31 protein-coding genes, 2 tRNA genes and 2 pseudogenes are annotated in these 26,838 nt (G+C 63.2%); 20 read left to right on the forward strand and 15 right to left on the reverse strand.

Annotation, left to right across the window (positions count from 1 at the left end):
- Positions 1 to 243 precede the first annotated feature (243 nt).
- The 3 genes and pseudogenes from ACWD3H_RS21030 to ACWD3H_RS21040 all read left to right on the forward strand — a co-directional run bounded on the left by ACWD3H_RS21030 (position 244) and on the right by ACWD3H_RS21040 (position 2,360).
- Entirely contained in the window at positions 244 to 1,239 is a 996-nt protein-coding gene (locus ACWD3H_RS21030) for an ROK family protein (protein ID WP_451956153.1), read from the forward strand.
- A 33-nt stretch (positions 1,240 to 1,272) separates the two neighbouring features.
- Positions 1,273 to 1,347, forward strand: a tRNA-Val gene (locus ACWD3H_RS21035).
- 170 nt (positions 1,348 to 1,517) lie between these two features.
- A pseudogene (locus tag ACWD3H_RS21040) lies at positions 1,518 to 2,360 on the forward strand (IS5 family transposase).
- A gap of 103 nt (positions 2,361 to 2,463) precedes the next feature.
- Here the strand turns inward: ACWD3H_RS21040 and ACWD3H_RS21045 are convergent.
- Positions 2,464 to 3,576 carry an ABC transporter substrate-binding protein gene (locus tag ACWD3H_RS21045; RefSeq protein ID WP_451956154.1) on the reverse strand — a complete coding sequence of 371 codons (1,113 nt, stop codon included), beginning with the start codon at positions 3,574 to 3,576 and terminating at the stop codon, positions 2,464 to 2,466.
- 459 nt (positions 3,577 to 4,035) lie between these two features.
- Here ACWD3H_RS21045 and ACWD3H_RS21050 point away from each other — a divergent pair, with 459 nt between their 5' ends.
- From ACWD3H_RS21050 to ACWD3H_RS21065, 4 genes are all read left to right on the forward strand, one after another.
- Positions 4,036 to 4,257 (forward strand): type II toxin-antitoxin system RelE/ParE family toxin, encoded by a 222-nt coding sequence (locus ACWD3H_RS21050; protein WP_451956155.1) that lies wholly within the window; start codon positions 4,036 to 4,038, stop codon positions 4,255 to 4,257.
- Complete coding sequence (locus tag ACWD3H_RS21055) at positions 4,254 to 4,592, forward strand: helix-turn-helix domain-containing protein (protein ID WP_451956156.1); 339 nt, start codon at positions 4,254 to 4,256, stop codon at positions 4,590 to 4,592. Before ACWD3H_RS21050 ends, ACWD3H_RS21055 begins: the two co-directional genes overlap by 4 nt.
- 118 nt (positions 4,593 to 4,710) lie before the next feature.
- Positions 4,711 to 4,800: a GntR family transcriptional regulator gene (locus ACWD3H_RS21060; RefSeq protein WP_451956279.1), complete on the forward strand. Its 90-nt coding sequence runs from the start codon at positions 4,711 to 4,713 to the stop codon at positions 4,798 to 4,800.
- Between the two features lie 308 nt (positions 4,801 to 5,108).
- The gene (locus ACWD3H_RS21065; protein ID WP_451956157.1) at positions 5,109 to 5,408 is read left to right on the forward strand and encodes a UTRA domain-containing protein; all 300 of its coding nucleotides are present in this window, start codon (positions 5,109 to 5,111) and stop codon (positions 5,406 to 5,408) included.
- A gap of 306 nt (positions 5,409 to 5,714) precedes the next feature.
- Here the strand turns inward: ACWD3H_RS21065 and ACWD3H_RS21070 are convergent, their stop codons facing one another.
- The 3 genes from ACWD3H_RS21070 to ACWD3H_RS21080 all read right to left on the reverse strand — a co-directional run bounded on the left by ACWD3H_RS21070 (position 5,715) and on the right by ACWD3H_RS21080 (position 8,012).
- Positions 5,715 to 6,815: a hypothetical protein gene (locus ACWD3H_RS21070; protein ID WP_451956158.1), complete on the reverse strand. Its 1,101-nt coding sequence runs from the start codon at positions 6,813 to 6,815 to the stop codon at positions 5,715 to 5,717.
- A gap of 730 nt (positions 6,816 to 7,545) precedes the next feature.
- Positions 7,546 to 7,884: a hypothetical protein gene (locus ACWD3H_RS21075; RefSeq protein WP_451956159.1), complete on the reverse strand. Its 339-nt coding sequence runs from the start codon at positions 7,882 to 7,884 to the stop codon at positions 7,546 to 7,548.
- On the reverse strand, positions 7,881 to 8,012 hold the full coding sequence (locus ACWD3H_RS21080; protein WP_451956160.1) for a hypothetical protein: 132 nt from the start codon (positions 8,010 to 8,012) through the stop codon (positions 7,881 to 7,883). The genes ACWD3H_RS21075 and ACWD3H_RS21080 overlap by 4 nt, the downstream gene beginning before the upstream one ends.
- Positions 8,013 to 8,204: 192 nt before the next feature.
- Between ACWD3H_RS21080 and ACWD3H_RS21085 the strand changes: the two genes are divergently transcribed.
- The gene (locus tag ACWD3H_RS21085) at positions 8,205 to 8,987 is read left to right on the forward strand and encodes a hypothetical protein (protein WP_451956161.1); all 783 of its coding nucleotides are present in this window, start codon (positions 8,205 to 8,207) and stop codon (positions 8,985 to 8,987) included.
- A gap of 352 nt (positions 8,988 to 9,339) precedes the next feature.
- Here the strand turns inward: ACWD3H_RS21085 and ACWD3H_RS21090 are convergent, their stop codons facing one another.
- On the reverse strand, positions 9,340 to 9,894 hold the full coding sequence (locus ACWD3H_RS21090) for a DUF1349 domain-containing protein (RefSeq protein WP_451956162.1): 555 nt from the start codon (positions 9,892 to 9,894) through the stop codon (positions 9,340 to 9,342).
- A gap of 89 nt (positions 9,895 to 9,983) precedes the next feature.
- On the opposite strand from ACWD3H_RS21090, the gene ACWD3H_RS21095 reads away from it, so the two are divergent.
- Positions 9,984 to 10,376, forward strand: coding sequence for a hypothetical protein (locus ACWD3H_RS21095; protein WP_451956163.1), 393 nt, complete (start codon positions 9,984 to 9,986; stop codon positions 10,374 to 10,376).
- Here ACWD3H_RS21095 and ACWD3H_RS21100 read toward each other — a convergent pair whose 3' ends face one another.
- Entirely contained in the window at positions 10,377 to 11,051 is a 675-nt protein-coding gene (locus tag ACWD3H_RS21100; RefSeq protein ID WP_451956164.1) for a DUF6461 domain-containing protein, read from the reverse strand. It lies immediately after the preceding gene.
- 129 nt (positions 11,052 to 11,180) lie between these two features.
- On the opposite strand from ACWD3H_RS21100, the gene ACWD3H_RS21105 reads away from it, so the two are divergent.
- From ACWD3H_RS21105 to ACWD3H_RS21115, 3 genes are all read left to right on the forward strand, one after another.
- A tRNA-Val gene (locus ACWD3H_RS21105) sits at positions 11,181 to 11,254 on the forward strand.
- 257 nt (positions 11,255 to 11,511) lie between these two features.
- A complete protein-coding gene (locus ACWD3H_RS21110) occupies positions 11,512 to 11,832 on the forward strand; it encodes a type II toxin-antitoxin system RelE/ParE family toxin (protein ID WP_451956165.1) in 321 nt (106 codons plus the stop codon).
- Entirely contained in the window at positions 11,832 to 12,140 is a 309-nt protein-coding gene (locus ACWD3H_RS21115; protein ID WP_451956166.1) for a helix-turn-helix domain-containing protein, read from the forward strand. The genes ACWD3H_RS21110 and ACWD3H_RS21115 overlap by 1 nt, the downstream gene beginning before the upstream one ends.
- Before the next feature lie 302 nt (positions 12,141 to 12,442).
- On the opposite strand, the gene ACWD3H_RS21120 is transcribed toward ACWD3H_RS21115, so the two are convergent.
- A complete protein-coding gene (locus ACWD3H_RS21120) occupies positions 12,443 to 12,751 on the reverse strand; it encodes a hypothetical protein (RefSeq protein ID WP_451956167.1) in 309 nt (102 codons plus the stop codon).
- A 195-nt stretch (positions 12,752 to 12,946) separates the two neighbouring features.
- Positions 12,947 to 13,336 carry a hypothetical protein gene (locus tag ACWD3H_RS21125; RefSeq protein WP_451956168.1) on the reverse strand — a complete coding sequence of 130 codons (390 nt, stop codon included), beginning with the start codon at positions 13,334 to 13,336 and terminating at the stop codon, positions 12,947 to 12,949.
- A gap of 6 nt (positions 13,337 to 13,342) precedes the next feature.
- Here ACWD3H_RS21125 and ACWD3H_RS21130 point away from each other — a divergent pair, with 6 nt between their 5' ends.
- Positions 13,343 to 13,663 (forward strand): transposase, encoded by a 321-nt coding sequence (locus ACWD3H_RS21130; RefSeq protein WP_451956280.1) that lies wholly within the window; start codon positions 13,343 to 13,345, stop codon positions 13,661 to 13,663.
- The gene (locus ACWD3H_RS21135; RefSeq protein ID WP_451956169.1) at positions 13,663 to 14,322 is read left to right on the forward strand and encodes an IS3 family transposase; all 660 of its coding nucleotides are present in this window, start codon (positions 13,663 to 13,665) and stop codon (positions 14,320 to 14,322) included. Before ACWD3H_RS21130 ends, ACWD3H_RS21135 begins: the two co-directional genes overlap by 1 nt.
- A 133-nt stretch (positions 14,323 to 14,455) precedes the next feature.
- Here ACWD3H_RS21135 and ACWD3H_RS21140 read toward each other — a convergent pair whose 3' ends face one another.
- The 3 genes from ACWD3H_RS21140 to ACWD3H_RS21150 form a co-directional block, all read right to left on the reverse strand.
- Entirely contained in the window at positions 14,456 to 15,628 is a 1,173-nt protein-coding gene (locus ACWD3H_RS21140) for a hypothetical protein (RefSeq protein ID WP_451956170.1), read from the reverse strand.
- A 1-nt stretch (position 15,629) separates the two neighbouring features.
- Positions 15,630 to 17,009, reverse strand: coding sequence for a hypothetical protein (locus ACWD3H_RS21145; RefSeq protein WP_451956171.1), 1,380 nt, complete (start codon positions 17,007 to 17,009; stop codon positions 15,630 to 15,632).
- Positions 17,010 to 17,732: 723 nt separating this feature from the next.
- Positions 17,733 to 18,512: a transposase gene (locus tag ACWD3H_RS21150; protein ID WP_451956172.1), complete on the reverse strand. Its 780-nt coding sequence runs from the start codon at positions 18,510 to 18,512 to the stop codon at positions 17,733 to 17,735.
- 307 nt (positions 18,513 to 18,819) lie between these two features.
- Between ACWD3H_RS21150 and ACWD3H_RS21155 the strand changes: the two genes are divergently transcribed.
- A complete protein-coding gene (locus ACWD3H_RS21155) occupies positions 18,820 to 19,386 on the forward strand; it encodes a hypothetical protein (RefSeq protein WP_451956173.1) in 567 nt (188 codons plus the stop codon).
- Between the two features lie 185 nt (positions 19,387 to 19,571).
- Positions 19,572 to 20,168, forward strand: a complete 597-nt coding sequence (locus tag ACWD3H_RS21160; protein WP_451956174.1) for a hypothetical protein — start codon at positions 19,572 to 19,574, stop codon at positions 20,166 to 20,168.
- 584 nt (positions 20,169 to 20,752) lie between these two features.
- Here the strand turns inward: ACWD3H_RS21160 and ACWD3H_RS21165 are convergent.
- Positions 20,753 to 21,403 carry a DUF6461 domain-containing protein gene (locus ACWD3H_RS21165; protein ID WP_451956175.1) on the reverse strand — a complete coding sequence of 217 codons (651 nt, stop codon included), beginning with the start codon at positions 21,401 to 21,403 and terminating at the stop codon, positions 20,753 to 20,755.
- A 155-nt stretch (positions 21,404 to 21,558) separates the two neighbouring features.
- Here ACWD3H_RS21165 and ACWD3H_RS21170 point away from each other — a divergent pair, with 155 nt between their 5' ends.
- From ACWD3H_RS21170 to ACWD3H_RS21180, 3 genes are all read left to right on the forward strand, one after another.
- Positions 21,559 to 21,987 carry an NUDIX hydrolase gene (locus ACWD3H_RS21170; RefSeq protein WP_451956176.1) on the forward strand — a complete coding sequence of 143 codons (429 nt, stop codon included), beginning with the start codon at positions 21,559 to 21,561 and terminating at the stop codon, positions 21,985 to 21,987.
- Positions 21,988 to 22,988: 1,001 nt separating this feature from the next.
- A complete protein-coding gene (locus ACWD3H_RS21175) occupies positions 22,989 to 23,615 on the forward strand; it encodes a ClpP family protease (protein WP_355564267.1) in 627 nt (208 codons plus the stop codon).
- Positions 23,612 to 24,202, forward strand: coding sequence for a ClpP family protease (locus ACWD3H_RS21180; RefSeq protein WP_355564270.1), 591 nt, complete (start codon positions 23,612 to 23,614; stop codon positions 24,200 to 24,202). The genes ACWD3H_RS21175 and ACWD3H_RS21180 overlap by 4 nt, the downstream gene beginning before the upstream one ends.
- 27 nt (positions 24,203 to 24,229) lie before the next feature.
- Here ACWD3H_RS21180 and ACWD3H_RS21185 read toward each other — a convergent pair whose 3' ends face one another.
- The 3 genes and pseudogenes from ACWD3H_RS21185 to ACWD3H_RS21195 form a co-directional block, all read right to left on the reverse strand.
- Positions 24,230 to 24,586, reverse strand: a complete 357-nt coding sequence (locus ACWD3H_RS21185) for a helix-turn-helix domain-containing protein (protein WP_451956177.1) — start codon at positions 24,584 to 24,586, stop codon at positions 24,230 to 24,232.
- Positions 24,587 to 24,743: 157 nt separating this feature from the next.
- Positions 24,744 to 24,869 (reverse strand): annotated as a pseudogene (locus ACWD3H_RS21190) (hypothetical protein); the annotation flags it as partial.
- Positions 24,870 to 24,965: 96 nt separating this feature from the next.
- Positions 24,966 to 25,964, reverse strand: coding sequence for an SDR family NAD(P)-dependent oxidoreductase (locus tag ACWD3H_RS21195; protein WP_451956178.1), 999 nt, complete (start codon positions 25,962 to 25,964; stop codon positions 24,966 to 24,968).
- 81 nt (positions 25,965 to 26,045) lie between these two features.
- Between ACWD3H_RS21195 and ACWD3H_RS21200 the strand changes: the two genes are divergently transcribed.
- On the forward strand, positions 26,046 to 26,648 hold the full coding sequence (locus tag ACWD3H_RS21200) for a TetR/AcrR family transcriptional regulator (RefSeq protein WP_355564280.1): 603 nt from the start codon (positions 26,046 to 26,048) through the stop codon (positions 26,646 to 26,648).
- The last annotated feature ends 190 nt before the right edge of the window (positions 26,649 to 26,838 follow it).

The following is a 26,838-nucleotide window of genomic DNA, read 5'->3' on the forward strand; positions in this document are numbered from 1 at the left end:
TAAGTTGTGGGTTGGTGGAGGAAATGCCACCGGCATGCCGAACCACCCAGATCACGGAAGCCACCGCTTCCGGCACCGTCCCGTCCAGCGATGATCACCCGAGATACCGGTAAGCCGCCTATGAGGCCGTAGCCGGGGTTCCTTTCCGATCCCCCGCTATCGGTGGATCTACCCCATCCGAGCGCGCGTGCCGTGCGCTAGGGTCGGGCTCGGTCCCGCTCCTTCGAGCCGCTGGATGGGTGCATGAGCTCCTTCGTTGTTGCCCTTGACGTCGGTGGAACGTCGATGAAGGGCGGCCTCGTCACCAGGTCCGGCGAGATCATCCACACCGACCGCCGTGCGACTCCACGGGATAGGGGCCCCGCCGCCGTCGTCGCGACGATCCGGTCGTTCATCGACGACCTCGCCACCGCGGGCGACGGCACCCCCACGGGCGTCGGGCTCGCCGTGCCCGGCCTGGTCACCGCCGATGTGGCCCTCTACTCCGCCAACATCGGCTGGAGGGACGTCCCCGCGACGGATTTCGTCCCGCTCGACGTCCCCGTCATGCTCGGCCACGACGTCCGCACCGGCGGCCTCGCGGAGAGTGTCCTGGGTGCCGGTCGCGAGCTCTCCGACTTCCTGTTCCTGCCCATCGGCACCGGCATCGCGGGCGCCGTGATCCTGCACGGCGAGCCGTACGGCGGGAGCGCCGGCTGGGGCGGCGAGATCGGCCACATCCCGGTCTTCCCGGAGGGCGAGCCGTGTGCCTGTGGCCAGATCGGCTGCCTGGAGACCTACGCCTCCGCCTCCGCCGTAGCCCGCCGCTACTCCGCTCGCGCCACCTCATCCGCAGCCCCAGCCTCGCCCGTCACCGTCCCCACCGCCTCGCCCGCTCCCGTCACCGCCGAGCAGGTCGCAGCCCTGACCGCCTCCGGAGATCCTCTCGCCATGGAGATCTGGGGCGAAGCGGTCGAGGCGCTCTCCCTGGCCCTGGCCACCTACACGCTCCTGCTGGACCCCTCGGCCATCGTCCTCGGCGGCGGCCTCGCCGAGGCGGGCCCCCTCCTCTCCGTCCCCCTGGCCGAGCGCCTTGGCAAACGCCTGGCCTTCCGCGACGCACCACCTCTGTGCCAGGCTGCCCTCGGCATGTCAGCCGGCATGCTCGGCGCAGCCCTCCTCGGCTGGCGCGCCGCCGGTTTCGCCGACGCGGGGGCCAACTGGTCTCCCGATGTGCTGAAATCCCCCCGGGTGGCGTAAGGTGTTGTCCCGTCTGTCCAACGGGATTACCCCGGGCGCTTAGCTCAGCGGTAGAGCGCTCGCCTTACAAGCGAGATGTCACTGGTTCGAACCCAGTAGTGCCCACCAGTCAGTAGTGTCTACCAGGCAAAACGTCTCTCGTCTCGGGCACCGGGCGAGGTGGCTGCTGGGTGACTAACTTTTGAAGGCCTCGTCTGACACCTCCGCGCCTGTAGGTGCGCCGGGCGGATCTAGGGTCTGTTGCGAAAGTGAATCAAGGTCGTAGACGATCACGGTCTGTGGGACATGGTGATCTGACGAACGGCCAGTGGGAGCGACTGGAGCCGTCGTTGCCGGTGGGCAAGAAGTCGGGCCGCCCTCGGACCTGGACCCATCGGCAGCTGATCGACGGCATACGGTGGCGGACCCGGACCGGCGCGCCGTGGCGTGATCTCCCGGAATGCTACGGGCCTTAGGGCCGGGCCTACAGCCTGTTCGGGCGGTGGCAGCGTGACGGCACCTGGAAGCGGATCTTCGAGCAACTGCAGGCTGAGGCCGACGCAAGAGGCCTGATCACATGGGATGTGAGCGTGGACTCCACCATCGCCCGCGCTCATCAGCACGCCGCCGGCGCGCGTAAAAAGGGGATCTCCAGAAGGAGCCTCCCGGAGGCGTCGACTCCGAGCCGGACGACCATGGCCTCGAGCGCTCGCGCGGTGGGCTGACCACCAAGCTGCACCTAGCGGTCGAGCAGGGACAGAAGCCGCTGTCCCTGCTCGTCACCGCGGGCCAGCGGCACGACAGTCCCCAGTTCCAGCCGATCCTGGACGGCATCCGGGTACCCCGAACCGGACCGGGCCGACCACGCACCCGACCGGACAAGGTCCGCGCGGACAGGGCGTACGGGTCTCGGGCGAACCGCGCCTACCTGCTACGGTGCACGATTCCGGAGAAGGCGGACCAGATCCGCAACCGCCAGAAGCTCGGGTCTCGCGATGATCGCCCGCCCAAGTTCGACAAGGACGACTACAAGCAGCGGCACGCGGTCGAGTGCGGGATCAACCGGCTCAAGCGCCACCGCGCGGTACGACAAGCTCGCCGTTCGCTATCACGCGACCGTGCTGGTCGCAGCCACTCATTGATGGCTGCGACCAGCACGGTCGCAACAGACCCTAGTACTAACGCGTAGACAGGTAGACAGCCTCAAGTTCGGACAGATCTGGGCAGTTGGACCTCCGTGCTCTCTCAGCTGGCATGGAGGATCCGAAAGCGATCGGGTTCCGCCGGATCTCGATCAACGACTTGGATTGGTGTCCAAGCCCATTGCCAAACGCTGATGCCTGGCGTGCGGGAGAACTGGATCTGCCCGCGGGTGCCTTCGACTACAACGCGCGGCCAGGATTCGGCGGTGCGCGCCCGGTCCGCGCCGTGAGAACGCAGCACATCGGCGAGGACGGCGACCGTGTCGTAGCCCTCGAAAGCGACGAAAGAGGGCGCTTCGCCTAGCTGCTCGCGGAGGGCCGTCTCGACTCGTGCACCCAGTGGGCTGAGACGCTCGGGCAGGTAGCGCAGGAACGGGATCGCGGCGCCGTCGTCGCCCAGCGACGTCGCCCATTCGGCGAACTCCGGTTGCCCGGCCGGAGCACCAATCATGATCTCGGCGAGACGCTGGTCGTGGCGGACGGACTTGACGATCGACACTGCCGGTTCCGGGTGGCCGACCAGAAGAAGGAGGGCTGTCGCGCGATTGTCGAGGAGTTCGTCGCACACGGCCGTGGGGGTGAGCGCGCGCATGTCGAGTTCGATGACGGTGCCGCCGCGTGGAGCGAGGTAGTCCCGCAGAATGCGGGTGCCAGATGCCCAGTAGACACTCGATTCGGTTACTACGGCGATTCGACTGTGGCCCGCGCCGAGGAGGAAGTCTGCGTAGATCTGCCAGCCGTGGGACTGCGCCGGGGCGAGGCGCGCGACCCATTCCGTTGGCTGTTCGGTGAGCGCGTCGAGAACCGCTGACGAGCAGAGGAATGGCAGGCCGAGGGAATCGGCCCTGGCGGCAGCGGCGCGGGCGACGACGCTGTGATACTCCCCCGCCAAGGCAGCCACGCCCAGGCGAGCCAATTCATCTACGGCCGCCGTGGCCTTCTGCGGATCAGCCGCGGTGTCTCGGACCACCAGTTCGAGTGGTCTTCCGACGATCCCGCCGGCGTCATTGACTTCGCGAACGGCCAACTCGAGTCCAGCGAGCAAGTGTTGGCCTGCCTCGACCCAGCCAGGCCGGGTGAGCGGAACGAGAGCACCGATCCGGACGGCTGATCCTTCAGTCCACTCCGCTCCAGGTGGCGATGGTGGCGTATTCATGCGTTGGCGTCTCCCGTGTGACGATTCGGTGGCAGTTTGCCGGATCGCAGAGTATTGCCCACCGGCAGCGACGGCTCCAGTCGCTCCCACCGGCCGTTCGTCAGATCACCACGTCCTCCGGACCATGATCATCTATAACCTTGATCCACTTTCGTAACAGACCCTAGTCGCGGTATGCAGTAGCAAGGTTCTTTCTCTGAGCCGCTCGTGATCCATGCTCAAGATCTCCACAGCAAGGACAGAAGGGGTTTTTGTGATGTTGGCGATACGCTGAGTTGCCAAAGCTTCCCTTGGATCAACATAAGAAATTTATTATGCTGGAGTGAACTGGCAGATAGTGATCGTTCCAGCGGTCCGCGACTGGCTTCACGAGCTACGGAAGGCGGATCGGCACTCCTACTGATCGCTGCGGCCTTGGATCGGGTCGCCGAGGAGGGGCCCGGTTTGGGGCGGCCCTTGGTGGACACGCTTCAAGGGGCGACCATCCGTAACCTCAAGGAGCTGAGACCTGGATCCAGCGGGCGGAGCGAGGTGCGGCTGCTCTTCGTTTTCGACCCTTGGCGTCAAGCCGTGTTCCTGGTCGCCGGAGACAAGTCCGGTGACTGGAGCGGTTGGTATGACGTGGCGATCAAAGCGGCAGAGGTGCGTTTTGCCCGATACCTCAAGGAGGGGGAGCAATGAGCGATCAGGCGGTGACCTGGGAGGAACTGCGTGCTGAGCTTGTCCAGCCCGGCGATGAGCAGGAGGTTGCCCGACTCCGCGATGGGCTCGTGGCTCGCCAGCGTGCCTACCAACTCGCTGAAGCCAGACGCAAGCTCGGCCTACGGCAGGAGGATGTCGCTCAGGCGATGGGCGTGTCACAGGCCCGCATCTCACAGATCGAGAGCGGAGTGATCAGCGAAGTGGCCACTCTGGCTGCTTATGTGACGGCGCTCGGAGGTCAGCTCAAGATTGTGGCCGACTTCGGCGACTCGGCCATGGTGCTCGACACGCCTCGCGGTCGTCGTACGGGGTGATCTTGCCCATGACGGATGCCGTAGTTCTGGTCTTTTCCTCCCCCTTGCAGGCTTTCGTGTTGCGACGACCGCTAGAAGGGAAGTCTCCAGGACGGGGCGTGAGTGAATAACTGACGTGGTGCAAGGCCACTACCAGCCAGGACAGGTACTCCCCGGCGAAGCGTTCCTCGCTTCTGAGTACGCCACCTCACGCCCGACGATCCATTAGGCCATCGCCCAGCTCGTCGGCGAAGGACTGCTCACTGTTGCCCACGGCCGAGGCACCTTCGTTCGCCCCACCCCTGACCGGCGCCTCATCCTCATGGGCGGCTCAGAGCGCGAAGACCTGCTCAGCCCCACCTACGACCCCGCTAAACAGTGATGGGAACACGTCACCGTCGCCAGCGAGGCCGAACGCACCGCAGGCGGTGTCACTCCCAACTCGGCACTGTTCATGACCATCGAGGGCAGCAAACCCGACGTCCTGGGCGTGCGCCGAGGCCGCATGGGCGTCTACCGCTACGCCTACTGAGAGGTATGGAGATCGACTCTGAGATCAACCCCGAGGACTACTACGCCCACCTGGAGCGCACCCACGGTCCATTGCGCTGGATCACCTCGGTCCACACCCAGATACCCTACGGCGAGACCTACGAGGACCTCAACATGGAGCCCGTCGGCACACCCTTGTTACTGGTCCGCCGGCTGATGCTCAGCAAGGACGGTCGCCCACTGGAGTTCACCGAGATCGAAGCCCCCGGCGACCGCTTCGAAGCCGCAGCAGCCAGCGAACATGACCAGGCCGGATCAGACGGACAGGTCTCACTCAGGGTGTAGTGGGCTCAGACTTTCTTTACTGGTTCAAGGCGGCAGCGCTCCGCGCCGCCGCAGGCGGCCCTCCGCTCGCCCGCCAGCCGGGCATGCGGCCCTGGCGGCCGGTCCCGGCTGGCAGCAGCTACGGCCGCCTCCACCGCACTGAGCACCAGCCGAACCAAACGCACCCGCCACCCTCGGTGCGCGCTGCCGCCTGCCGCTCCGACCGCCGGCCCAACCGCTTCGCGGCCCCTCCGGGGTGCCTTCGGCATTGCGCCGGCCGTCTGCGCTAACCGGAGTAAAGGTTCTACGGCTATGAATCGGTTGAGGCTAGGAGGGGGGCAAAAGATCGACCAGCTCGGACAGCTTATGTACGACAGGGGCTGAACCGGGGCGGTTGCCCCACGCTCGCCCTAGGTAATTGGTCGCAGCCTTTTCTGCTACAACGAAGTCTGCGTAGGCAGTTGCGCAAGATAGAAAGAGAATGTCAATGAAATCATTCTTAACCCAGTTGGTATTTGAATTTGATAGGCGTACATCCAATGTATCGGAATACATTGCAAGGAACGGCATCGTGGCTAGATCTTCTAGAAATTTTCCCTTATACCAGTCTTCGAGTTGATCGGAAGTTGTTCCTGTTGCAGCTGCAGCGTCATTCGCCTCCTGTGTGACGTCGATAACAGTGTTCCCTTGAACTATCTTACGCCTTTTACTTGCATTGAATCCTTCTTCCTTGAATTGTCTAGCTGCTGACTTTTGATATTCAACCCACTTCATTACCGAGCCTTGCTCGATTTTTTTGGGGTCCATGAGGACGTCATAGTTGGCTGTTGCTGCTGTCAGGCATCGAGCTAGATAGCTGTACTCCTCTGGAAGATCTTCCTTATCTCTATCTTTTGCTGGTAGCTGTGGGTCTCTCGACAGTGCTTCGGGTTCAAGCGTGAAGACCGCTGGACTTTTGAACTCCGAGTTTCTATAGCGCCTGGAAAAAACTTCGGCTATCTCGTTCTGTCTCACTCTGAGAGGATGGCGCATCTGCCAGCCTCTGGAGAGTTCGAGCATGGTAGCCGCAATGTCTTGCCTTTTATCATCGTAGGTGATCGTTGTCTCGACAAAGTGTCCAGATGAAAGAGGGAGGATGATCTTACCTTGCCTGGCAAGATTGATGAGGTGGTCTGCGGGCTCTTTGTCGGATTGTTGCACTCTGGCTGGACTGTATAGCTGCTTCGAAAGCGTGCTCCAATGGCACTGGTCAAGGTAAACGATCGGGCGTCCGGCGGTCGAATCAAGGGCGTTGGGATCGTGGATTTCTACGGTCACCTCCTCTCCGCGAGCGAGGGTTATCAGTAAAACATTGTTGGTGAAAGAGTAGTCAGCTTGCCGAACTCCTGAATCCTTGTAGGTGGGAAGGGATGGCATTGGTGCTGTCATTGACTTTCCGTTTCGGAAATAAATCTCCGCTTGGCGTGTTACGGTGTTAATTGTGATATGTGTGACGTTTACTGGAAGGCTTTCCATAACCATGTAACCCTTAATGGAAAGTTCGGCTATTAGAGTGTTTTTGGGAATACCTCTGTTCTGTACATGATGTTACTATTTTGTTCTCGGCCTGTGGTGCTGTTTGGGACTCCCCCGCCCCCGCTGTCGGAGTGTTCGTGTCCCTCGGTCGGCGTCAACTCCGTCTGTACCTGTTGGGTGTGGGGTAGCGGTGTACGCCGTGGGGCAACGGACACGCGAAGACGAAGTTGACCCCTCGGTCGGGACACACAACCTGGCAGCTATCGGGGGCGGGGGAGGAATGGGCCAGGAGCCTGCATGGTGGCCCCTGGGTGGACGCGGCGACACGGTCCCTCCAGATCCGCGCCGCCGCGCCGGTCTTACCGGGCGCATCCAGACAGCAGTGCCGTCCAGATCACCCGAGCCTCATTGATTGGCCAGGGAAGGGTCTCTTGGACCTGATGGCCGCTGTCGAGTTGAATGGTTCGCCGGACGAATGCTCGACCGGCGCCCTCGTACAGTTCGTAGACCGTGGCACGGCACCAACAGGTCCAGGCCACTGAGCGTGTCCGTTCAAGCGTCGGGTACGGCTCTCGCCAATCCAGACGGATGTGATCTCGCTGCGGCATCACCACATGCGGGCTCAGGCACTCGTCGAGCAGAATCACGACGTGCGCTCCGCGACACCCTTGGACTGATGGGAAGCCTTGCGGAGTTCTTCGTACCGTTGGGCGACGGAGTGGGCGATGGTGATCGGGCTGTCCACGCCGTGGACCCAGTACAGACGACGGCCCGTCTTCGCCGAGGTCTTCCCCGTCCACCAGCGGTAGGCACGTCCGTCCGTCCAGACCAGGAGGTCGGTCCAGACGGAGACCAGAGCGACGCCATGGCCCTCGTGGACGTCGGCCGAGACTCCGCAGTGTTCGAGGCCGATACGTAGGCGCTCAGCAGCCAGGGCCGCCGGGCATCGTTGAGCTGGCCTTTTCCCGTCGAGGGTGTTCATGCCTCCAGCCCCTCCTGGTCGCGGAGCTGCTGGGCGAGTTCGGTGACGTCGTCGGCGTCGATTGTCCGGTAGAGGCCCTTATTTATTTCTTCGTCAGTGAGGTGGCGACCGTTCCGGGTTGCCCACAAACGGCCCGCAGAACTACGCCAAATGCACCATCCGGGAAATGCTGCCTGGAGGTCTTCCAGAATCACGGGTGTTGACATGGAGTAAGCGTCATTCCATTTGAGTGACGAACCCACCGCGTTCCAGAGACGTCCAGGACGTTTCAAAGTTAGAGTCGAAAACGTCCTTGACGTCCTCACTCCCCGAGGTGCACCGTGGCCAACATCCCCTTACGCCGCGCCATGCTCGATGCGAAGCTGAGCAACCAGAACCTGGCGGACCGCTGCGAGGTGGATGTTAAGACGGTGGAACGTTGGTTACAGGATGAGGCGCGAGTTCCGCACCTCCGGCACCAGTTGGCCGCCGCTGAGGCATTAGGAGTTGATACGTCCGTGTTGTGGCCAGAGGCTATCCGTAACACCGTGAAGACCGGCCCGGATCGAGAGGTTCTGACCGTCTATCCGTACCGGTCAGCGTGCCCCAAGTCGATCTGGCGCAACCTGATCAGCTCAGCCCGCAATGAGATCGTCTTCGCTGGCTACACCAACTACTTCCTATGGCTGGAGCACCCCAACCTCGCCAAGGTCCTCAGGCGCAAGGCCGAGCAGGGGTGCAAGATCCGGTTCCTGATCGGTGACCCGGACAGCGAGGTCACCCGCCGCCGCGAAGAGGTGGAGAACGTCCCGCTAACCGTTTCCACCCGCATCCGGATCACCCTCTCGGAGATCGAGCAGGTTCGGAACGTGCCCGGTATCGAGGCGCGCTTCGGAGACGAGCACATCGCGATGAGCGTCTTCCGTTTCGACTCCGAAATGCTCGTGACGCCGCATCTGGCCAAGCTGGTCGGCCACGACTCGCCGATGATGCACCTGCGCCGCTACCAGGACGACGGCCTGTTCGACCGATTCGGCTACCACGCCTCCGAGTTGTGGAGCAACGGGCGGGACGTCTGGGCGGAGGAGCCGCGGAAGCCTGCGGAGAGCGCGGGTTCTGGGTGACTATCTGGGTGACAACGACCATGGACGGGGCCCGACAGCGGTGGATCACCACGAACCGTTCACGCAGGTGGGGCGGGTGTAGTGCCTGGTCCCGCCCCCTACCGGTTTACCTGATAAGGAAGAGGTCCCGGGTTCAAGTCCTGATAGCCCCACTTGGTTTGGCCAGTCAAAAGGCCGCTATCCGGTCTTCGGAGAGCGACCTTCTTGTTGTCTGTGTGTCTGAGCCTTGTATGCCACTGGCAAATTGGCTATAAGCGGACAAGGCGCATGTGGTGGTTCTCGCATGACCTGGGAGGTCCGCGGACGACCCTTTCCCTCGTCGCGCAACGGCGCCAGATCCGCCGCCGCGGCGTCAGGAGACCGTCACCGAAGTGAAGTGGGTCTCGAAACCCTCGCCCCTGGGGGCCGCGCACATGACGCCCGCGAGTGCCGGGACCCCCGGAGGGAAGTAGGCGAAGCGGAGCATGGTGACCGGCGCCGCGCCGTTGAGCCCGTACCTCACGGTCACGGCGTCACCCTTGCGCTCCAGCTCCAATGTCACCGACTCCACCGGCTCGGACACCGTGAGCATCGACCAGTCGGAGAAGTCCCTGGTTACCACGGCGCTTAGGTTGATCTTCCTGTCGACGTACTCGACGCCCGCCTTGATCCAGTTCCTCTCGTCGATCCGGAGCATGGCACCCGCCTGGTCGTACCGGTCGGCGTAGGAGGCCTGGAAGGTCGTGGTCACCCGCAGGTCGCCCGGCAGCGTCCTGCCGAAGATGTGGGCGGTGTCGTATATGTACCCGTAGTGGGTGACCCGCCACAGATCGGTGCGCGCCTCGGCGGTGATCCGGAGGTCCTCACCCGCCGCCCACTTCGCGGGCTCGTTGATCCACTGCCACTCACTGAAATCCTGGACCGTCACGTGGTCATTTTACCGCTCGCCTCTGAGAGATCCACTGCCACTCATTGAGATGATTTCAGCGAATTTCACGTCAGGTAGCCATGTTCGAAATGGGTGAGAACAAGCGCAGCTTTGACGAGGTCTCCGATTCTGCTGGGGCTGGCGGTAATGTGCTGGAGGGAGCGCCAGCATTGCGTGAGCAGGGCGAAGCCGCGTTCTCCCAGGCAGCGCAGGGCGCGCAAGAGCGCGTTGTGGGTGCCGGCGTGGGTACGGGAAAGCGGGATTGTGCCTGGTATGGCTCGTGCCTGGCCAAGGCTCACGCCGAGGCTGGCGAAGCGGCGGCGGCCGTGCGGGTGAGCCTGCCCATCGTGGCCGATGCCGTCGAGCTGAACCGGCACGCGGCCAAGGAACTCGTCGACGTCGCGACGCTGCTAACGCGGTGTAAGGTCCCCCAAGCCGCCGACTTGAAGGAAGCTCTCATGGCAGGCCGTACAGATCACTGATCAGTCCGGAACGATTTCGGCTCCCAGGAAATCCGTTTCATAGGGGTCCCAGTCGGCGAAGGCGATACCCGTGATCCTGGTTGCGAGTGCGAACGCGCAGGCGATCGGATCGTCAACCCCGTCATCCTCGGGGGTGTGGTCAGGGGCCAGTCCGACAGCACGCATTGAAGCCGTCAGACAATTTGGATCACTTCCCGCGCGATCTTTGAGGCGCTCAAGCATGAAGCTCGTGATCACGTCACCGTCGATCGCGTATCCGAACATGTGCGAGGCATAGTCATGACGGCAGACGGACACCATCTCCGTGCCTCGGGAAAGCTCGGTCAGTACTTCCCACAAGGCCCCCCGCCAGCCCCAAGGCTCAACGAGCAGGGTCCAGCCATCGAAACTCGTCGCGCCGACATGGCCGGCTTCCAGGCCGTCAGACTCCTGGATGTTCGCCATCACATGCTCATCAAGCTCGTCGAAGGTGACTTTCTCGATCGAATCCGGCTCTGCGCCCAAGCGCGTCAGTACTTCGGCCGGACTCAGGTCCCGGATGAAGGACACACAGTAGATATCACCCAACGGTCCATCACCCGAGAGCCAGCCGAATTCCTCGCGAGGGTCTGTCACCACAGCTCCTTTGATCAGTTGCGCGTCATGATGACAGCCTTCACCGACAAGCATGGACATGCCTATGAGAGCGTCGGTGGTGGCAGGAGACGCGTGGGCGTGGGTGACAAACTGAGTGACAACGACCACGGACAGGGCCGGACAACGGTGGATTGCCGTGGACGGTACGCCCAGGTCAGCGCCGATATCGGCCCTGGTCGGGTCCCTGTTCGGATCGCCTTACAAGCGAGATGTCACTGGTTCGAACCCAGTAGTGCCCACCACAAGCTCCTCACCTGCGAAAACAGGTGGAGGGCTTCTCTTTTTGCCGCTTAACCAGCTCGCCACGTCGCTTAGACAGATGTCGCCTCAACACGTGAGCACACGCTTGTGTCATGCCCCCTTGGCGTCTCGGGCGGACGAGGTGACTCTTCGACCGTTGCCATCGGCAATGATTCGCTACTCTGAGTGAGGTGAGTGTGCGGAGGGAGTCTCAGGTGCATAAGCCGTATGGCTTTGAGATCGAGCCGGAGGTCCGTGAGTGGCTCGACAACCCGAGGACAGCGACTTCAAACGGGTTGACGAGGTAGCCGGTCTACTGGCGGAAAAAGGGGCTGAGCTTGGCGGTCCATGGTCGGACCATCTGGAAGGGGCAGTCTGGGAACTGCGGGTTCGGCTCCGTGACGTTGCAGCTCGGGTGACGTACTGGTGTACTCCGGGTAGGACGATCGTGTTGCTCACGGTTTTCCGCAAGACCGAGCAGCACGATCAACGGCAGATCGACAGGGCGGTCCGGGCGCAGAAGATCTGTGAACGCGACCACCACGGGTTGGTGGCCGAGATCTATGAGAGGAAGGTGTGATGACTGGTTATCACACCCGCTGGGTGCGGCCTGAACCTGAGATCGAGGATCCCGAACGGATCATGATCCGTGAAGCGTTGGCTTTTGGTAAGGCGCTGTATGACCGGCGTGGTGCGCTTGGACTGACCGTGGCGGAGCTGGCCGAGCGTGCGGGTATGACCGAGGATGAGATCGAGTGCATCGAGGAAGGCGGGACCGCGCCGACGATCGCCTTGCTGCGGCATCTGGCCGCGGCGCTGAACGCCGACGTTCGCCTCACCTCCGGTCATGATCTGGGGTCGGTCTGGTTCGAGCCACACGCGGCCTGATCGGCGGACACCGGTCACCCGGCGCGCAGGAATCCCGCTCGCTGCCGAGGTGCTGTGGGGAGTCACCGAAATCAGCACTGATGACAGGATGCGCAGAGAGCGAGTTCTGGGTGACAACGGCCACGGATGGGGCCGGACAACGGTGGACGGCCGTGGACCGTGCGCCCAGTTCAGGACCGTTATCGTCTCTGGTTGGGCGCCTGTGACGAAGCTGTGCCGCATCTCGCGAGGGGTCCAGTCGGTGCCACGGAGTCCTGCCTTCTCGATGATCTTTCGTACGTCGCGGCGCACGTTGCTTGCGCTCATCGGGGTGTCCTTCGACGTACAGAAGGCGAGGCCCGCTTCTGTCCCTGCCTTCTCCTGTTCCTCCGGAGCATCCGCAGTGCGTCGACGCATCGCCGGGGGAGTTTGAGGGAACGGCGCGACTTGACGGTCTTGGTGTCGCCCTTCTGCCGCACGGATCGCCACACGTAGATCGCGAACTGTTCGTTTTCCCAGCCGGTCTCGGTGACCGGTGACCACACGTTGCGGCTTTCGTCGTAGGCGATCACGTGCGACCAGAGAAGCGCACGCAGCCCCTCGGCACGGGCACCGATCAGCAGCGAGAGCACCACGTGCCCGCATGCGCGGGTTGGCCTGCTCCGCCAGGACGATGACGGAGCCGGTCTGCGCGAGCGTGAGCGCTTTGGAGGTACGGCCGTCGCACCCCTCCGGGATCTCACAGAGATCGTTCACCTTGTCGCGGCGCATAGCGCTCTGCACCGACCGGTTGAGGATGCCGTGGATCAACTTGAGCGACCCGGTGCTCAGCTCGTCCGCCTTGCCCGCCAGCCACCGGTCGACGTCCTCCACCGACAGGTCACGCAGCTTGCGCGCACCCACCGCGCGGGGATCACATGCTTGTCGGCGTATGTGGTGTACATCTTGACCGTGGTCGCCGAGCGCCCGGCCAAGCCGTGTTGCAGCCAGTACTTCACGGCGTCGGCCACCGTGTAGTTCGCTGGTGCGATGGCCAGGCCGTCGTCATAGTCGCGGATGATCTCTTTGAGCTTGGCCTTGGCCTCCGTCTTGGTTCTGCCGCTGGCCTTCTTGACGATGCGCTTCCCGGCGGGGGTGTAGCCGACTGAACCGCGCCGGGATTGCTGGAGGCTTTGATGTTCCCAGGCTTTCGTGGAGTCGCTTTGGTTGACTTGCATGCCTAGATCCTCAAGAGAGGTCAGCATGCCCAGGAGCTATCCCCCGAGTTCCGCCGTAAGGTCCTGGATCTGCTCAAGGCCGGCCGAACCGTGCAGCAGGTCGCCACGGATCTTCAGATCAGCGGCCAGACGATCTACAACTGGCGCAAGCAAGGCCGCATCGACTCCGGGCTGGAGCCCGGCCTGACCTCGTCCGACCACGCCGAGCTGGTGGCCGCCAGACGCAGGATCGCCGAGCTGGAGACCGAACTGGCCGTGACCAAGCGCGTCAGTGAGCTGCTGCGAGAGGTGGTGTCCCCAAAAGGCGGTTTGAGGCCATCGCGGTGATGGCCGCCGAAGGTCTGCCAGTTCAGATGTGCTGTCGGGTCATGGGCGTCTCGGAGTCGGGCTTTTACGCCTGGCGCAACCGTCCGCCCTCGGCGCGAGCACTGCGGCATGCGTGGCTGACCGACATGATCCGGCAGGTCCACGCCGCGTCCCACGGTGTCTACGGAGGCCGGCGCGTGCATGCCGAGCTCGTCCTCGGGCGCGGCATACTCGTCGGGCATGGGGCGGTGGAGCTGCTGATGCGCCGAGCGGGCCTCAAAGGCATGCCCGGCAACCGGCGCCGCCGGCCACTACCGCAGGTGCCGACCGCCGCCGACCTGGTCGACCGGCAGTTCACCCGGTCCGCGCCCAACCGGCTGTGGGTCACCGACATCACCGAGCACCCCACGCGGGAGGGCACGGTCTTTGGGGAAATGTGGGCTGCGAACAGCGACTACATTTTGGATCATGCGGCGCGACTGCGTGCTGCTGTAAAAGATCTGGCGCTCGGAGATAACATCATCTCGCAGTGGTGTCACGGAGTCGAGGAGCTGAAAGAATCTCTGCCGGCGCTCTTCGTCGAAGCGAGTCCGCCCATGGTCGACGACTGGGTTTTTGGTCACTTCGGTGAACTACTCGATGCCCATGATTCAGATGAACCACCAGGTCAAGGTGAATGAGCTGTTAACGCGAGAAGGTAATATGAACTCCTCTCGCTGGAGGGTCAAACATAGTGTCAGCTGCGGGCTCCTTGGCGGCGAAGCTGTCACCAATTCGAATGAGAATTCGTGCGGTCAGCTTGCCGTTGCCAAATCATCCTGCAGTGAGGTCCCACTGGTACTTGTAGTGCACAGGTGTTGCCAGGCGTGGAAATGCGTCGTCGTCCGGCCATCCGTCCGGCCAACAGATCAGGTTGCCGACCGAGTCGCCCTCAATTAGGCCACGAAATTCCCGTCCTTCGCCGGTAACAGATCCACTGGCGTGGGATACATTCGTTGCCCAGTCGGACGATTTCAGTTTGATCTTTTCTTCATTACTCTTTGTCTCTCCGCTGCAGCCGCCACGCAGCTCCGTCGTGACCCATAGCGGGATGTTGAGGGGAAGTGACCACGACATCTGCCCCTGATGAGTGCTTCGAAGGGTGAGTGTCCCAGTTCCAGTGGACGGAATCGAGGCTTCCATGTCGAAGATTCCGAACTCTCGGTCTTGGTAGTCCGATCTAAACTCTTCCTTAGTGATTGCTTCAGTCCATTGCCCATCGGCGCATTTTTCGTGCCTCGTGGTTACCACCCTCTTGCGCCATTCGTACACTCCCTGAATGCCACCGGCGAACCGCAGTACGAACACGTGGGGCAGGTGTGTCTGCCAGCTACCAGTCACCCGACCAACGACCGTTATGTTGCGGCGCATCGAGATCTCCTCATGTCGCGTCGTCTGGCGCGGCCTCTGCTCGCCAATAGGAGGAGTATCGCGGGTGAAACTATGATCGGTGACCTGAGTTATGCGAATTGTGCCGCGCCAGGACGAGCGCGCCGCACAGTCGGTCAGGCCGGCATGCGCGGTTCGCAGAGCGGCAAGAGCCTGCTGCACCTTCTCTTTCGCTACGGTAAAGCTTAGCTCTGCGGCTTCTCTTGCCTTCTGCGCGGAGTGGAGTGAGAGACCGGCTTCAGAGAGACAGGTTGCGATATCGGCGGGACCGTCCGCGGACCGGCAGTTCACCGCCGTCATTCGAGCGGCTCCAACTGCCGCGATCGCCGACTCCAGCGACAACAGTGCTATACGTTCATTAACCCGCGCATCGGCATATGCTTGGGCTGCGGCATTGTAGGCAGCGAGCTGGTTCTGACAGCCGCCACGGCTTTCTGCGAGAGTTAGCAAGTCAGGACTGTCCAGAGGCCTGTCAGAGTCGCCCGGGGGTCTTTCACGCCGCAGTCGCTGTCGGTCAATGCGGCTACCATGGGCCGCCAACGCGTCCTCATTCGCCACGCTATCCTTCTTCCTTGAACCAGCTGTGACAGCTTATCGGCTGACCGGCGCCCTGAGACGTCCAACTCCAAGCGACATCAAAGGACTCTACGTCGAAGGCGAAGTACTCTTTCATCTGGGCCCACGCCCAAGTCTTCCAGTCACTCGACGCAATAGCGTTGACGGAAGCTGCGCTCAAATAGACGATCCCGCTTTCGGGGGCCCGTACTACAGTTCCGGTCGCGCGTAATCCTGCGCCCGTGGTAATCCCGCTCTCGAAAAAGACCGGGGTGGGCACCCGCACGAATACAACGTGGTTAGTATTGCCGGCTAGGCTCTCCACGACCAGCACATCCCACTCCTGGCCGCTAACGATGTCCAATTGGCCTATGCGAACCCGGCCCAGTAGCGTCGCATCAGAATCTTCAGGTAGATTCATGACCTCGATGGCGTCGAGGTCAGTAGATGGAGGTTCCGAACGGCCGAAAGGCCGACCAGCCTCTATGGTCCAAGAGTTCCGTATCGCCGACTCCGGCGGGAGTACCGCCACGAGACGTACATGCTCGGCGAGCGCCAGCGCCTTGAACAGATCACCCAGCAACGTGCCTACACTGATCGCCGCAGTTGCACGAGTCCGCAGATCATCAGCGGTCGGGTGGTGCCACTGCGCTGCAGCAGCGGCTAGCTGTAGCGCGGGTTCGGCAAGCATCCGCCGTGCGTCGAAAGCCAGCATATCTGCCTTATTAAATAAGTCATCACCCAAGGACCGCAGCGACTCCTGGACCGCAATCAGGTGACTGTCCAGGCTATGTGTCAGCTCGGAAAGACGCTCCTGCACATCCACTTCCGTGATTCCCTGCGCCACTACACTGTCAAAAGTATCGACGGCGGTGACCAGCTCCGCACACATTAATGACCTGACGTTGTTCTGAAATGCCCGCGCAACGGTCTGACGGTATCTCGGGAGATCAACTTGTGCCGCATTTATGATCGTGTGCCCGTCGATGCCTTCCAGTGCAGCGACTATCTCATCGATCTGTCCATTGGGCATCCCCGCGCTTTCGAGGTTTTCCCGCAACCGTGACACAAGGACCGGGTCCTGGAAAGCGCTGGCTGTTCCCAGAATGTCAGATTCAGGATGAGCAGCCAAAACCTTCAGTGCGGCTAGCCCAGACTCCAAAGCCCGGGCGGCCTCCCTGGTCTGATTCAGCCAGAAGGAGATGTCACTGCTCTCCCATGCCGCAATTTCAAATCGCTTTGATCGAATAGCTTTTTGGTAATCGGCCCACCTGTGGTCCGGTCCACGCCGGGCCCAGGCCTGCACCCCTCCGCGAACCCATGCATAAGCCTCGGACACTGCACCTAATGCGTCTTTCAGACCTGCATCGTCAGGATCGGGCACTCGTAGCCTCCTGGAACGCGCGGTAGAGTTTCCAATATGAGGACGGCAAACAAACAACTATGGCGCAGATCGGAACGAGCCAAATGACCAGGACTTCCGGGATTTCGCCTCCCTGGAGAAGGCATCCAGGCCAGCGTGACACTCTCTCCAGATCATTTCAATAGGGTTCGTGGAGGGTCGGCCAAGCCCCTTGCCTGAAGGGTCGTGGGAAGCGCGAGGGCTTGAGGATCCCGGTTCTCGTGGTAGCCCTCGCGTGTCGCTCCGGGGGGGAAGATCAGCGCAGCCACGCCCGGACCCGCACGGCCGTGCGGTCGCCAACTCCCGGACGCCGGCCACTCCATAACCCGCATGTTGGCGATCCTGCCGCTTCCCTGTATGAGCGTTCTCCAATGGACGCCTGGCTGACGAGGAGATGACCGCTCGTCCAGGCCGTGACGATCGCTCACTTCGGTTCTCGCCGTTCGCGGCCAGGGCGATCGACGCCGAGGCCCTCCTTTGTCGGCCCCGGTACCGGGTGACCATGGCTGAGGTGACAGCAGCGCTGACAGCAACATCCCCACACACCGACGCATCCGCGCGATGGTCCACACGCGTATGACCACGGTCTCGATCCGCCGAGCAGGGTGGTTGTTCCGCCTGGCTCGAAAATCGGTCTGTAAGTGGGCAGGCGGCAGCGAACCTTGACCGGTGATTTCGGAACTGGTTTCGCAGATCGGGGCGGGGTCAGGCGGCTGGTTGCAGGGTGGCTTTTTGGCCGGTGAGGTGTTCGAGCTGGCGGACCAGGTCGCGTTCGCGGCGCTGGGTGGCCAGGCGGGATTGGTAGAAGTCGGGGCCAAGGTCGGTGAAGCGGGCCTCTGGATCGGATAGCAGGTGCCAGATGACGGTCAGTACGGAGTTGCCGATGGCGACGATGGCGCGTTTTCGGCCCCTGCGGCGGGCGAGGCGGCGGTAGCGCTCGCCGAGGAAGGTGTTGGAGCGGGAGGTGGTGGCCACGATCTCCCCGACGGTGGCGGCGATCCACGGATTGCCCTTCCCCGTGGAGCCGCCCTTCTTGCGCCGGGCGGAGTTCTTGTCGATGGGCGCGAACTTGGCCCAGGACACCAGATGAGCCGCGGTGGGGAAGCGGCTCATGTCCACCCCGATCTCGGCGATGATCTCTTGGGCGGCGATGGCGCCCACCCCGGTGATCTCATCCAGCTGCGTCACCGCGGCGGCATACGGGGCGATCCGGCCGGAGACCTGCTCGACCTTCGCGGTGAGGTCGTCGATACGATCGACCATCATCTGGCACAAGAAAGCGTGCCCGTCGGTGAAATGCCCCCTCAGGGCCTCCTCCAGGACGCTGATCTTGGCACGCATGGCACCACGCGCCATCTGCGCCAGGACCCGGGGGTTGCGTTCCCCGTTGATCAGCGCGGCGAGCATCTGCCGGCCGGATACCCCGAAGACGTCGCTGATCACGCTGGACAGTTTGGTCTGCGCGTCCTCCAGGAGCTTTTCCACGCGCTGCTTCTCGCGGATGCGCTCGCGCACCAACGTTCGCCGATAGCGGGTCAGGTCGCACAGTTGGCGGATCGGCTTGGGGTGCTCGAAGCGACAGTCGGGGGCCCCTCAAGCGGCTCCCGCGTCAGACTGCGATGCGAAGCTGAGCAACCAGAACCTGGCGGACCGCTGCGAAGTGGATGTTAAGACGGTGGAACGCTGGTTACAGGATGAGGCACGAGTCCCGCACCTCCGGCACCAGTTGGCCGCCGCTGAGGCATTAGGAGTTGATACGTCCGTGTTGTGGCCAGAGGCTATCCGTAACACCGTGAAGACCGGCCCGGATCGAGAAGTTCTGACCGTTTACCCCTACCGGTCGGCGTGCCCCAAGTCGATCTGGCGCAACCTGATCAGCTCGGCCCGCAACGAGATCGTCTTCGCCGGGTACACCAATTACTTCCTGTGGCTGGAACACCCCAACCTCGCCAAGGTCCTCAAGCGCAAGGCCGAGCAGGGGTGCAAGATCCGGTTCCTGATCGGTGACCCGGACAGCGAGGTCACCCGTCGCCGCGAAAAGGTGGAGAATGTCCCGCTGACCGTCTCCACTCGCATTCGGATCACCCTCTCGGAGATCGAGCAGGTTCGAAACGTACCCGGCATCGAGGCGCGCTTCGGAGGCGAGCACATCGCGATGAGCGTCTTCCGCTTCGACTCCGAGATGCTCGTGACGCCGCACCTGGCCAAGCTCGTCGGCCACGACTCGCCGATGATGCACCTGCGCCGCTACCAGGACGACGGCCTGTTCGACCGATTTGGCTACCACGCCTCAGAGCTGTGGAGCAACGGCCGGGACGTCTGGGCAGACGACCCGCGAGAAAGTGCGAGTTCTAGGTGACGAGTTGGACGGCAGTTACCCTGAGCAGCGGTATATCGCATGGCGGCGGGGTCGTGGAGACCTTTTCTCCGCTGTCTGAACCCTGAGCAGAACTCCGGGTTTCCGGCACTCTGTGCTTATCGAGATCCATGGATAGGATTCGCGTGGATCATGAGATGCCTTGATCGCCCCTGGTTGGAGTTGCCGTGATTTCGAAAGAGCGGACCCCGAGGAGTTCGATCGGCGCGCCGGGTTTTCCGTTGATCGGCTCACTGGTGGTCATTGGACTGCTGCTCCTGTACGGGGCAAGCTTTCCCAGTGGCGGCCCTCTGTGGGTGCTGCCTGTTCTCCTGGCGTTCTTCGTACTAGGTGTGATCTGGTTCGTGCGCCTCGCCGTGGAGGTTTTCAATCCGGAAGGCCGGCCTGGTGTCAAACGAAACCTGTTGCGCTGGGCAGCACCGGCGATCGTCGGAATTCTGGTGTTCGGGCTGGCTGCCATGGGCCCGGGGAGATTCAGACTCTCTCTGTCCGAGGAGGACTTCGAGAAGGTCGCACGGTCAGCGGTAGCGGGAAGCGGCGACTGGAGGATGGATGCCGCGACGCTCGGGCTGTTCGAGATCTCCTGGGCCGAACGGCATGAGGGCACGGTGCGCTTCGCGCTGGCGGGCGGAGGAAACGGCATCCACGCCCATGGCTTCATCTGGAGCCCGAACGGGGAACCTCCGTTGCCGGAAGAAGAGGAATACGAACCCGACGTCGAGCACTACTACGGCCCCTGGTACCTGTGGAGTGAGAACTTCTGAATCCTGAGTGACCAACTGGGTGACAACGACCCCGGACGAGGCCGGACACCAGTGGATCACCATGGACGGTACGCCCAGGTCAGGGACGGTATACGCCCTGGTCGCGCCCCTGCTCCGATCGCCTTGTAAGCGAGATGTCACTGGTTCGAACCCAGTAGTGCCCACCAGCCAAAACGCCCCGTATCCGATCTTCAGAACGGGGCGTGAGTGACTAACTTCCGAAGATGTCGTCCATGGCCTCGGCTCCCTGCATGAGCACCGGCCGGATCTGCTTCCTGTAGACGGTCTCGGTGACCACTGTGTTCCGGTGGCCGACCAGGCGTGAGAGTCCTCGATGGGGACGTCGGAGTCGGCCAGCAGCGAGACGAAGCTGTGCCGCATTTCGCGAGGGGTCCAGTCAGTGCCACGGAGTCCTGCCTTTTCAATGATCTTTCGTACGTCGCGCCGCACGTTGCCCGCGCTCGCCCTGTTGGCCTGGTGAGGCAGGCCTGCGGAGAACGGCCCCGTGGAGCCGGCAGGAGCTTGCAGCGGAGTGATCCATCGGCCGCGGCCAACCCGCGGGGGCCGCGGACGGTGGGTTCTGCTCACCTCGGTTTGGGAACGGATCCGCACAGGTAGGTGGACTCCTCCAGCAGTTGCGGCGTCATCGTGATCCCGGTGAGGCGCTCGGCCAGGAGGAACGCCGGCCCTTCGTTGGGGTAGGTGTGTGGTGGGTAGACGGAGTCGATCCGTTTCATGGTCTCTGCGAGTTCGTCCGGCATCTCCTCTGAGTAGCCTTCATAGTGCGGGAAATCGAGCTGGATCTTTCCGCCTTTGATCCAGTGGGAGTAGCCGTCCTGGTTCAGGTACTCGAACCGGGTCTTTCCGTCTTCGATCCAGTGGAAGTAGTCCATGCACTTGATGTCGAGGTAGTAGTGGGAGACGAGGCGGGTGCCCGCCGACAGCGGCACGATGATCTCTTCGGTGACGCCGAGGCTGCCGAGGACCTCGACGATGAGTACCCAGTCGTCTACAGCCGTGACGCCGAAGAACATGCTCTTCCCGTCGTAGCTGGAGTAGGCGGTCTTCGTCAGCTCATCAAGCGTCATGCGAGAACAGTCTTCGATCCGGACGCCGAGCCGGGTCACCAATTTCTCAGGCGTCAGGCCGCGGACGTAGGTGAAGCAGTAGGCACCCCCCAGATCGGGGAGGTGCTCGGAGGGGAACCGGGAGTAGTCGTCAGGGGTCGCGATCATCCCCTCATGCTCGCAGCGCCCACCGACACAATGATCATTGTCAATTCTGAAGGAGCAGCCCTCTTCTCAACTGGGCTCTCCATGCCCATCGCGACCAGCGCCGTCAGGTTGGAAAGGGTTCAAGGTTCTCGGCCGCCATCCGCTGGAGGTGACAGATGACCGTGGCAGATGGACTCCACTCAGTGAGCGTTGCCGGCGTCGTTGTCGATGACCATGGCCGAGTCCTGCTCACCAAACGTGCCGACAATGGTCAATGGCAGGCCCCGGGGGGCGTGCTGGAACTCAGCGAGGCCATCACGGATGGGTTGCGTCGAGAAGTCCTTGAAGAGACGGGCCTGATCGTCGAGCCGGTTGCCCTCACTGGCGTCTACAAGAACATGTCACGGGGAATCGTCGCGTTGGTCTTTCGCTGCGAGACCACCAGGGGAAGCCTCACCACCAACGACGAGGTGACGGGGTTCCACTGGGCAACGCCCGCCGAGATACCCCAGATGGTTGCCGAGGCGTTCGCCGTTCGAGTACTCGATGCCCTGCACGACGGAGCACCAGCTATCAGGCAGCACGACGGCGTACATCTGGTCTGAGCTGCTACGACTTCCATACGGTTTCAAGCCACCGCTGACGCGGTGGAGGTGCCGCCTCAGGCCGGAGGAGCGAGGGAAGCGGTACGGCGGAGGGAAGAAAGGGAGCTCTACGCCGGACGCTGACGATGAAGCAGGACGGGGTTCACAGCAGGGGAGCGGGGACACCCGCCAAGCGGAGGAAGAGCGCGGCGGAGACGACGAGGGGCGAGGGCGGATTGTTGGTCCCGAGACACCGCGGGGAGTCGAGGTGTTGGGGGAGGCACAGCGCAGCCTGGTAGCCATTCACGGCCCGCATGTTTTTGGGTACCTGCACGATGGGATGAAGCTGCATCTGGATCCGCGCGCTCGCTAGCCGGCGGCTGCGGCTCTTCGGCCGGTCCGCCGTCGGCGGCGCGCTGTCCGCGCAGACACGTCGACGCGGCGCAGTGATGGCGGCTTGGCAAGCTTGGTGCCGAGAGGAGTCCTCTCCGAAGGGGCGAAGGGGAGGCACACGGCCATGCAGACGACGATGAGCCGAATCATGAAGCCTGGAGAGAGCACGGCAGGCGATGCACGCGAAGAGACGAAGGAAGGGGGCAGGGGAAAGAGGTGCGGGTCCGGGAGGGGCGCCGCAGTCATCTCCTCATCGGTCACCACAAGGGATGCCGGGCCGGCCCCACGAGATCAAGCCGTCATCCTGCGGGCAGGGCAACCAGCGGGCGAGGAAGGTCACCGGAACAGGTACACGCGAATGACGACGTGACCTGTCGTGTCCGGCCCGGTATGGCTACGCCTGCCCGGCAAGGAGATGACCACACCGCCCATGCTCAAGCGACGGCCGGCGTCAAACTAAGCAAATCCGCAGGGAAAGGCGTGGGCAGCAGGAGGGCGCGCCCGCCCCAGTGGATTCCCGACCGCAATGCTACGAACCGGGCCGGAAACCGAGTTCTCTCTGCTCAGAGCAGATCTGCCCCAGGCAGATCGTGTCGACGCCGATCCGGATCGCCCCACATGATGGACGCATGGGTGAAGAATCGAAGCTTCCACTGTTCAACGCGCGGGTAAGACATCAGCTTTACGAGCGGCGTGTTCTCGTTCTCGACGGCCCTCTCGATGATGACAATGGGACGTTGCTCGCCACGCAATTGATAGCACTCGCCACGCAGGATGCGTCGACCGATATCGCATTGTGGATTCACTCCCCGGGCGGCTCGGTTCCATCGATGCTTGCGATCCGTGACATCATTCGACTCATTCCCTGTGACGTATCGACTCTCGTGCTGGGCATCGCCTACAGCGCCGGGCAATTCTTGCTGTCATCGGGTACCCGAGGGAAGCGCCGCGCTCTGCCGCACGCACGTGTCCTGATGCACCAAGGCTCGGCCGGAATCGGCGGCACCGCAGTCGACATCGAACTGCAGGCCGGCGACCTTCGGCATACTCGCGACACGGTGCTCGGTCTTATCGCCGAGGACACGGGCCAGCCCGTAGAGCGCATATTCGAGGATTCTCTGCATGATCGCTGGTACACAGCGCAAGAGGCACTGGACTACGGCTTCATAGACGCAATCGTCCAGAGCTTCAACGAAATCGCGCCACACAATCGCCCACGGCCCGGATTCGGCGTCACCGAAGGAGTCGGCCAGTGACCACGTACACGATCCCTAACGTCATCGCCCGGAATTCTCGTGGCGAGCGGATCATGGATGTCTACTCGCACCTGCTCACCGAGCGAATCGTCTATCTGGGAACCGCAATTGATGCGGGCGTCGCGAACGCGCTCGTCGCACAGCTTATTTTTCTGGAGTCAGACAACCCCGATGCCGACATACAGTTCTATATCAACTGCGAAGGCGGGGACCCGAGCGCGATGCTCGCGATATACGACACCATGCGCTATATCCGCCCGCGGGTTGAGACAACCTGCGTTGGACAGGCCATCGCGGTGGGTGCCGTCCTTCTCGCCGCGGGCGCCGAAGGAAAACGTGCCGCTCTCCCGCACGCACGAGTAATCCTGCACCAACCGGCTGCTCAGGGGCGCGGAACGATCCCCGATCTCATCTTGCAAGCCGACGAGGTCGTACGTGTCCGAGCAGACATCGAGCGCATACTGTCACGGCACACGGGCCAGACTATCGAGACCCTACGCGCCGACACCGATCACGATCGCGTGTTCACCGCGACCGCGGCCTTGGAGTACGGGCTCCTCGATGAGATCATCGAGGAGCATTCATAGGCTCGTGGATGATCCCGGCAGGCCACGCTACGCGGCCAGAGCATACGCCGCCGAGCAGGTAGCACCTCTCGACGTGCTGCTCTGAGCAGACCGCAAGCTCTCGGCAACGGCAAGGGTCAGATCGATCAGGGTGACATCCAGCGCGCCGGCGACCGCAGCGATCATTTCGCTCGATGGCTCTTTGAGGCCTCGTTCCATCTCGGAGAGATACTGCGGCGAGACGCCGGCGCGACGCGCCGTCTCGCTCAACTTCTCGCCCCGCTCGTGACGAAGACCTCTGAGACACTCACCGAGCGCGTGCCGCCACAGCGGCTCGCGAGCCGGAGACGGCTTAGGGTCGGTTCGATCGATCGCCGGACGTAGCGGCGGGACAGAGGAGGCCATGCCTCACCATAGATAGACGGCGCGTTCGAGTTCTGCCGGCTTCGCGCAGGGCAGAACCGTCCCCGCCCCCGGGGCCGGTGAGGATCGCAACTCGAACTCTGATGTGCGAGCCGAACTGACATCGCCGGAGGGCGAGCAGCACGTCGTATGCGCGTCGTTATGCGTGGCGGGCATGGCAGCCGACCGGATGCCCGTGCTCACAGACCTTGTCGCGCTTACGGGGACGGCAGGCCCGTACCGCCCCGTTCTTCTCTCGCCGGGTGTGCACCGGTCCGAACGAGGGAGCGGTGAGCGTGGGTCACCTGTGGTCTCGTGGTGCGCTTGGGGCGTTCCCCGGACCGCGAACCTGAGCACGCGGTCCGGGCTGTGCGCTATCGCGTCATGCGGAGGCTGTGCCGGACCGGCCTCCCTGGTCCAGCAGGGCGTTGATCATCTCCTGGAGTTCGGCGCGTCCAGTGGTGCCGAGCGCGCCGGACAGGGCCTGGGCGAGCTTGTCGAAGGGGTCGTCCATCGGCAGCTCTTTCACCTTCTCGGCCAGTTCCTCCACACTCCATAGCCCGTCCTTGTGGATGTGGCCGCCGAGGGACCAGCCCTGGTTGACCGCGACCGTACCGCCTCGCACCGACAGCACCTGGCCGGTGAGCGGGCAGGCTGAACTGGCCAGGTAGGCGGCGACAGGCGCGCTGGCGGCCGGGTGCAGGGGGTCGAACCGGGTCGCCGGCGGTTCCTGACTCATGCCGGGGACGCCGAGGGTGAGTCTGGTGCGGGCCATCGACGGCGAGATGCAGTTGACCCGCACGCCGTAGCGGCCCAGTTCGAGGGCGGCCACGGCGGTTAGCGCCGCTACCCCGGCGTTGCCCGCCGCGTAGGAGACCTGCGCGGGCAGCGGGTTGAGCAGTCCGGAGCCGGAGGAGGTGTTGACGACGGCGCGGTCGGCGCGGGCCCCTGCCTGGAACCGGTCGCGCCAGTGGCGGGCCGCCCAGTGCGTCACCGCGAAAGTGCCCTTGAGCTTGACGGCCAGGACGTCATCGAAGTCCTTCTCCGACAGGTCGGTCAGGCCCATGTTCCGTTCGATGGTCGCGTTGTTGACCACTACGTGCAGGTCGCCGAAGGACTGCAGGGCCGTCTCCACCATGCGGCGGGCGCCGTCCCAGTCGGCGACGCTGTCGGTGTTGGCCATGGCCTGCCCGCCACACGCGGTGATCTCCTCGACGACGTCTGCCGCCACGCCGGCGTCGCCGCCCGTGCCGTCGATGGCGACGCCGGGGTCGTTGACGACGACCTTGGCGCCTTCGGCGGCGAAGAACAACGCCTCCTCCCGCCCGATGCCGCGCCCTGCTCCGGTGATGAGGACGACACGTCCGTCCAGGCTCCCCATGACGACCACCCTTCAATTGCTACAGTCACTGTAGCAATGCATTGTATGCACTACTGCAGGCTCTTAAGTAAAGTGGCTCACATGGTGGAGAAACTGGGACTACGGGAGCGCAAGAAGCAACGCACCCGGCAGGCATTGATCGACGCGGCGGTGCGCCTGTTCGAGGACAGGGGCTACGACCAGGTAACCGTGGCCGAGATCACCGACGCCGCGGAGGTGTCCCCCCGCACCTTCTTCCTTCATTTTCAGACCAAGGAGGACGTGCTCTTGGCCAACACCGACGTGCGCGTCGATCTGGCGCTGGAGGCGATCGCCGAGCGCCACGCCGGGGAGCGGCTGCCTGAAGTGCTGGTGAGGGCGATGGACCAGATGATCTTCAACGCCTGGGATCACGACCTGTCCAGCGGCCTCGCAGCGCTTCGGGCGCGGCTGGCGGCCTCGGAACCGGCGCTGCAGGCCCGGCTGCTGCAGCGGTACCTCACCGCTCAGGCCGAACTGGCCCAGGCGCTGCAGCGGGCCTTCCCCGACAGACTCGACACGACCACCGCCCCCGCCCTGGTCGGCGCGATGGTGGGCGCGGTCAGCGCGTCCGCGGTCAGCGCGCTGCAGCGCGGCGACGGACCCGACGAGGTACGGAACGCCATGCGGCAGGCCATGGCCTTGGTGGCGCGATCAGTCGCCTGACCGATGATCGCGGTTGACCCAGGCCCGCATCGCCTTGATGAACTTCAGCTGTTCCCCCACGCTCCAGCCGGCTCACGAGCCTGCGCACGCAGGTGGACGTGACGCCAATAACGAATCAACCCTTGAGTTCCTCTGGGCTTCGGTGCCTCTAACCGCAGGACCTGGCTTGTCTGTTGGTGCTCCGGCTTCT

This window comes from Streptosporangium sp. NPDC002607 (assembly GCF_053592655.1).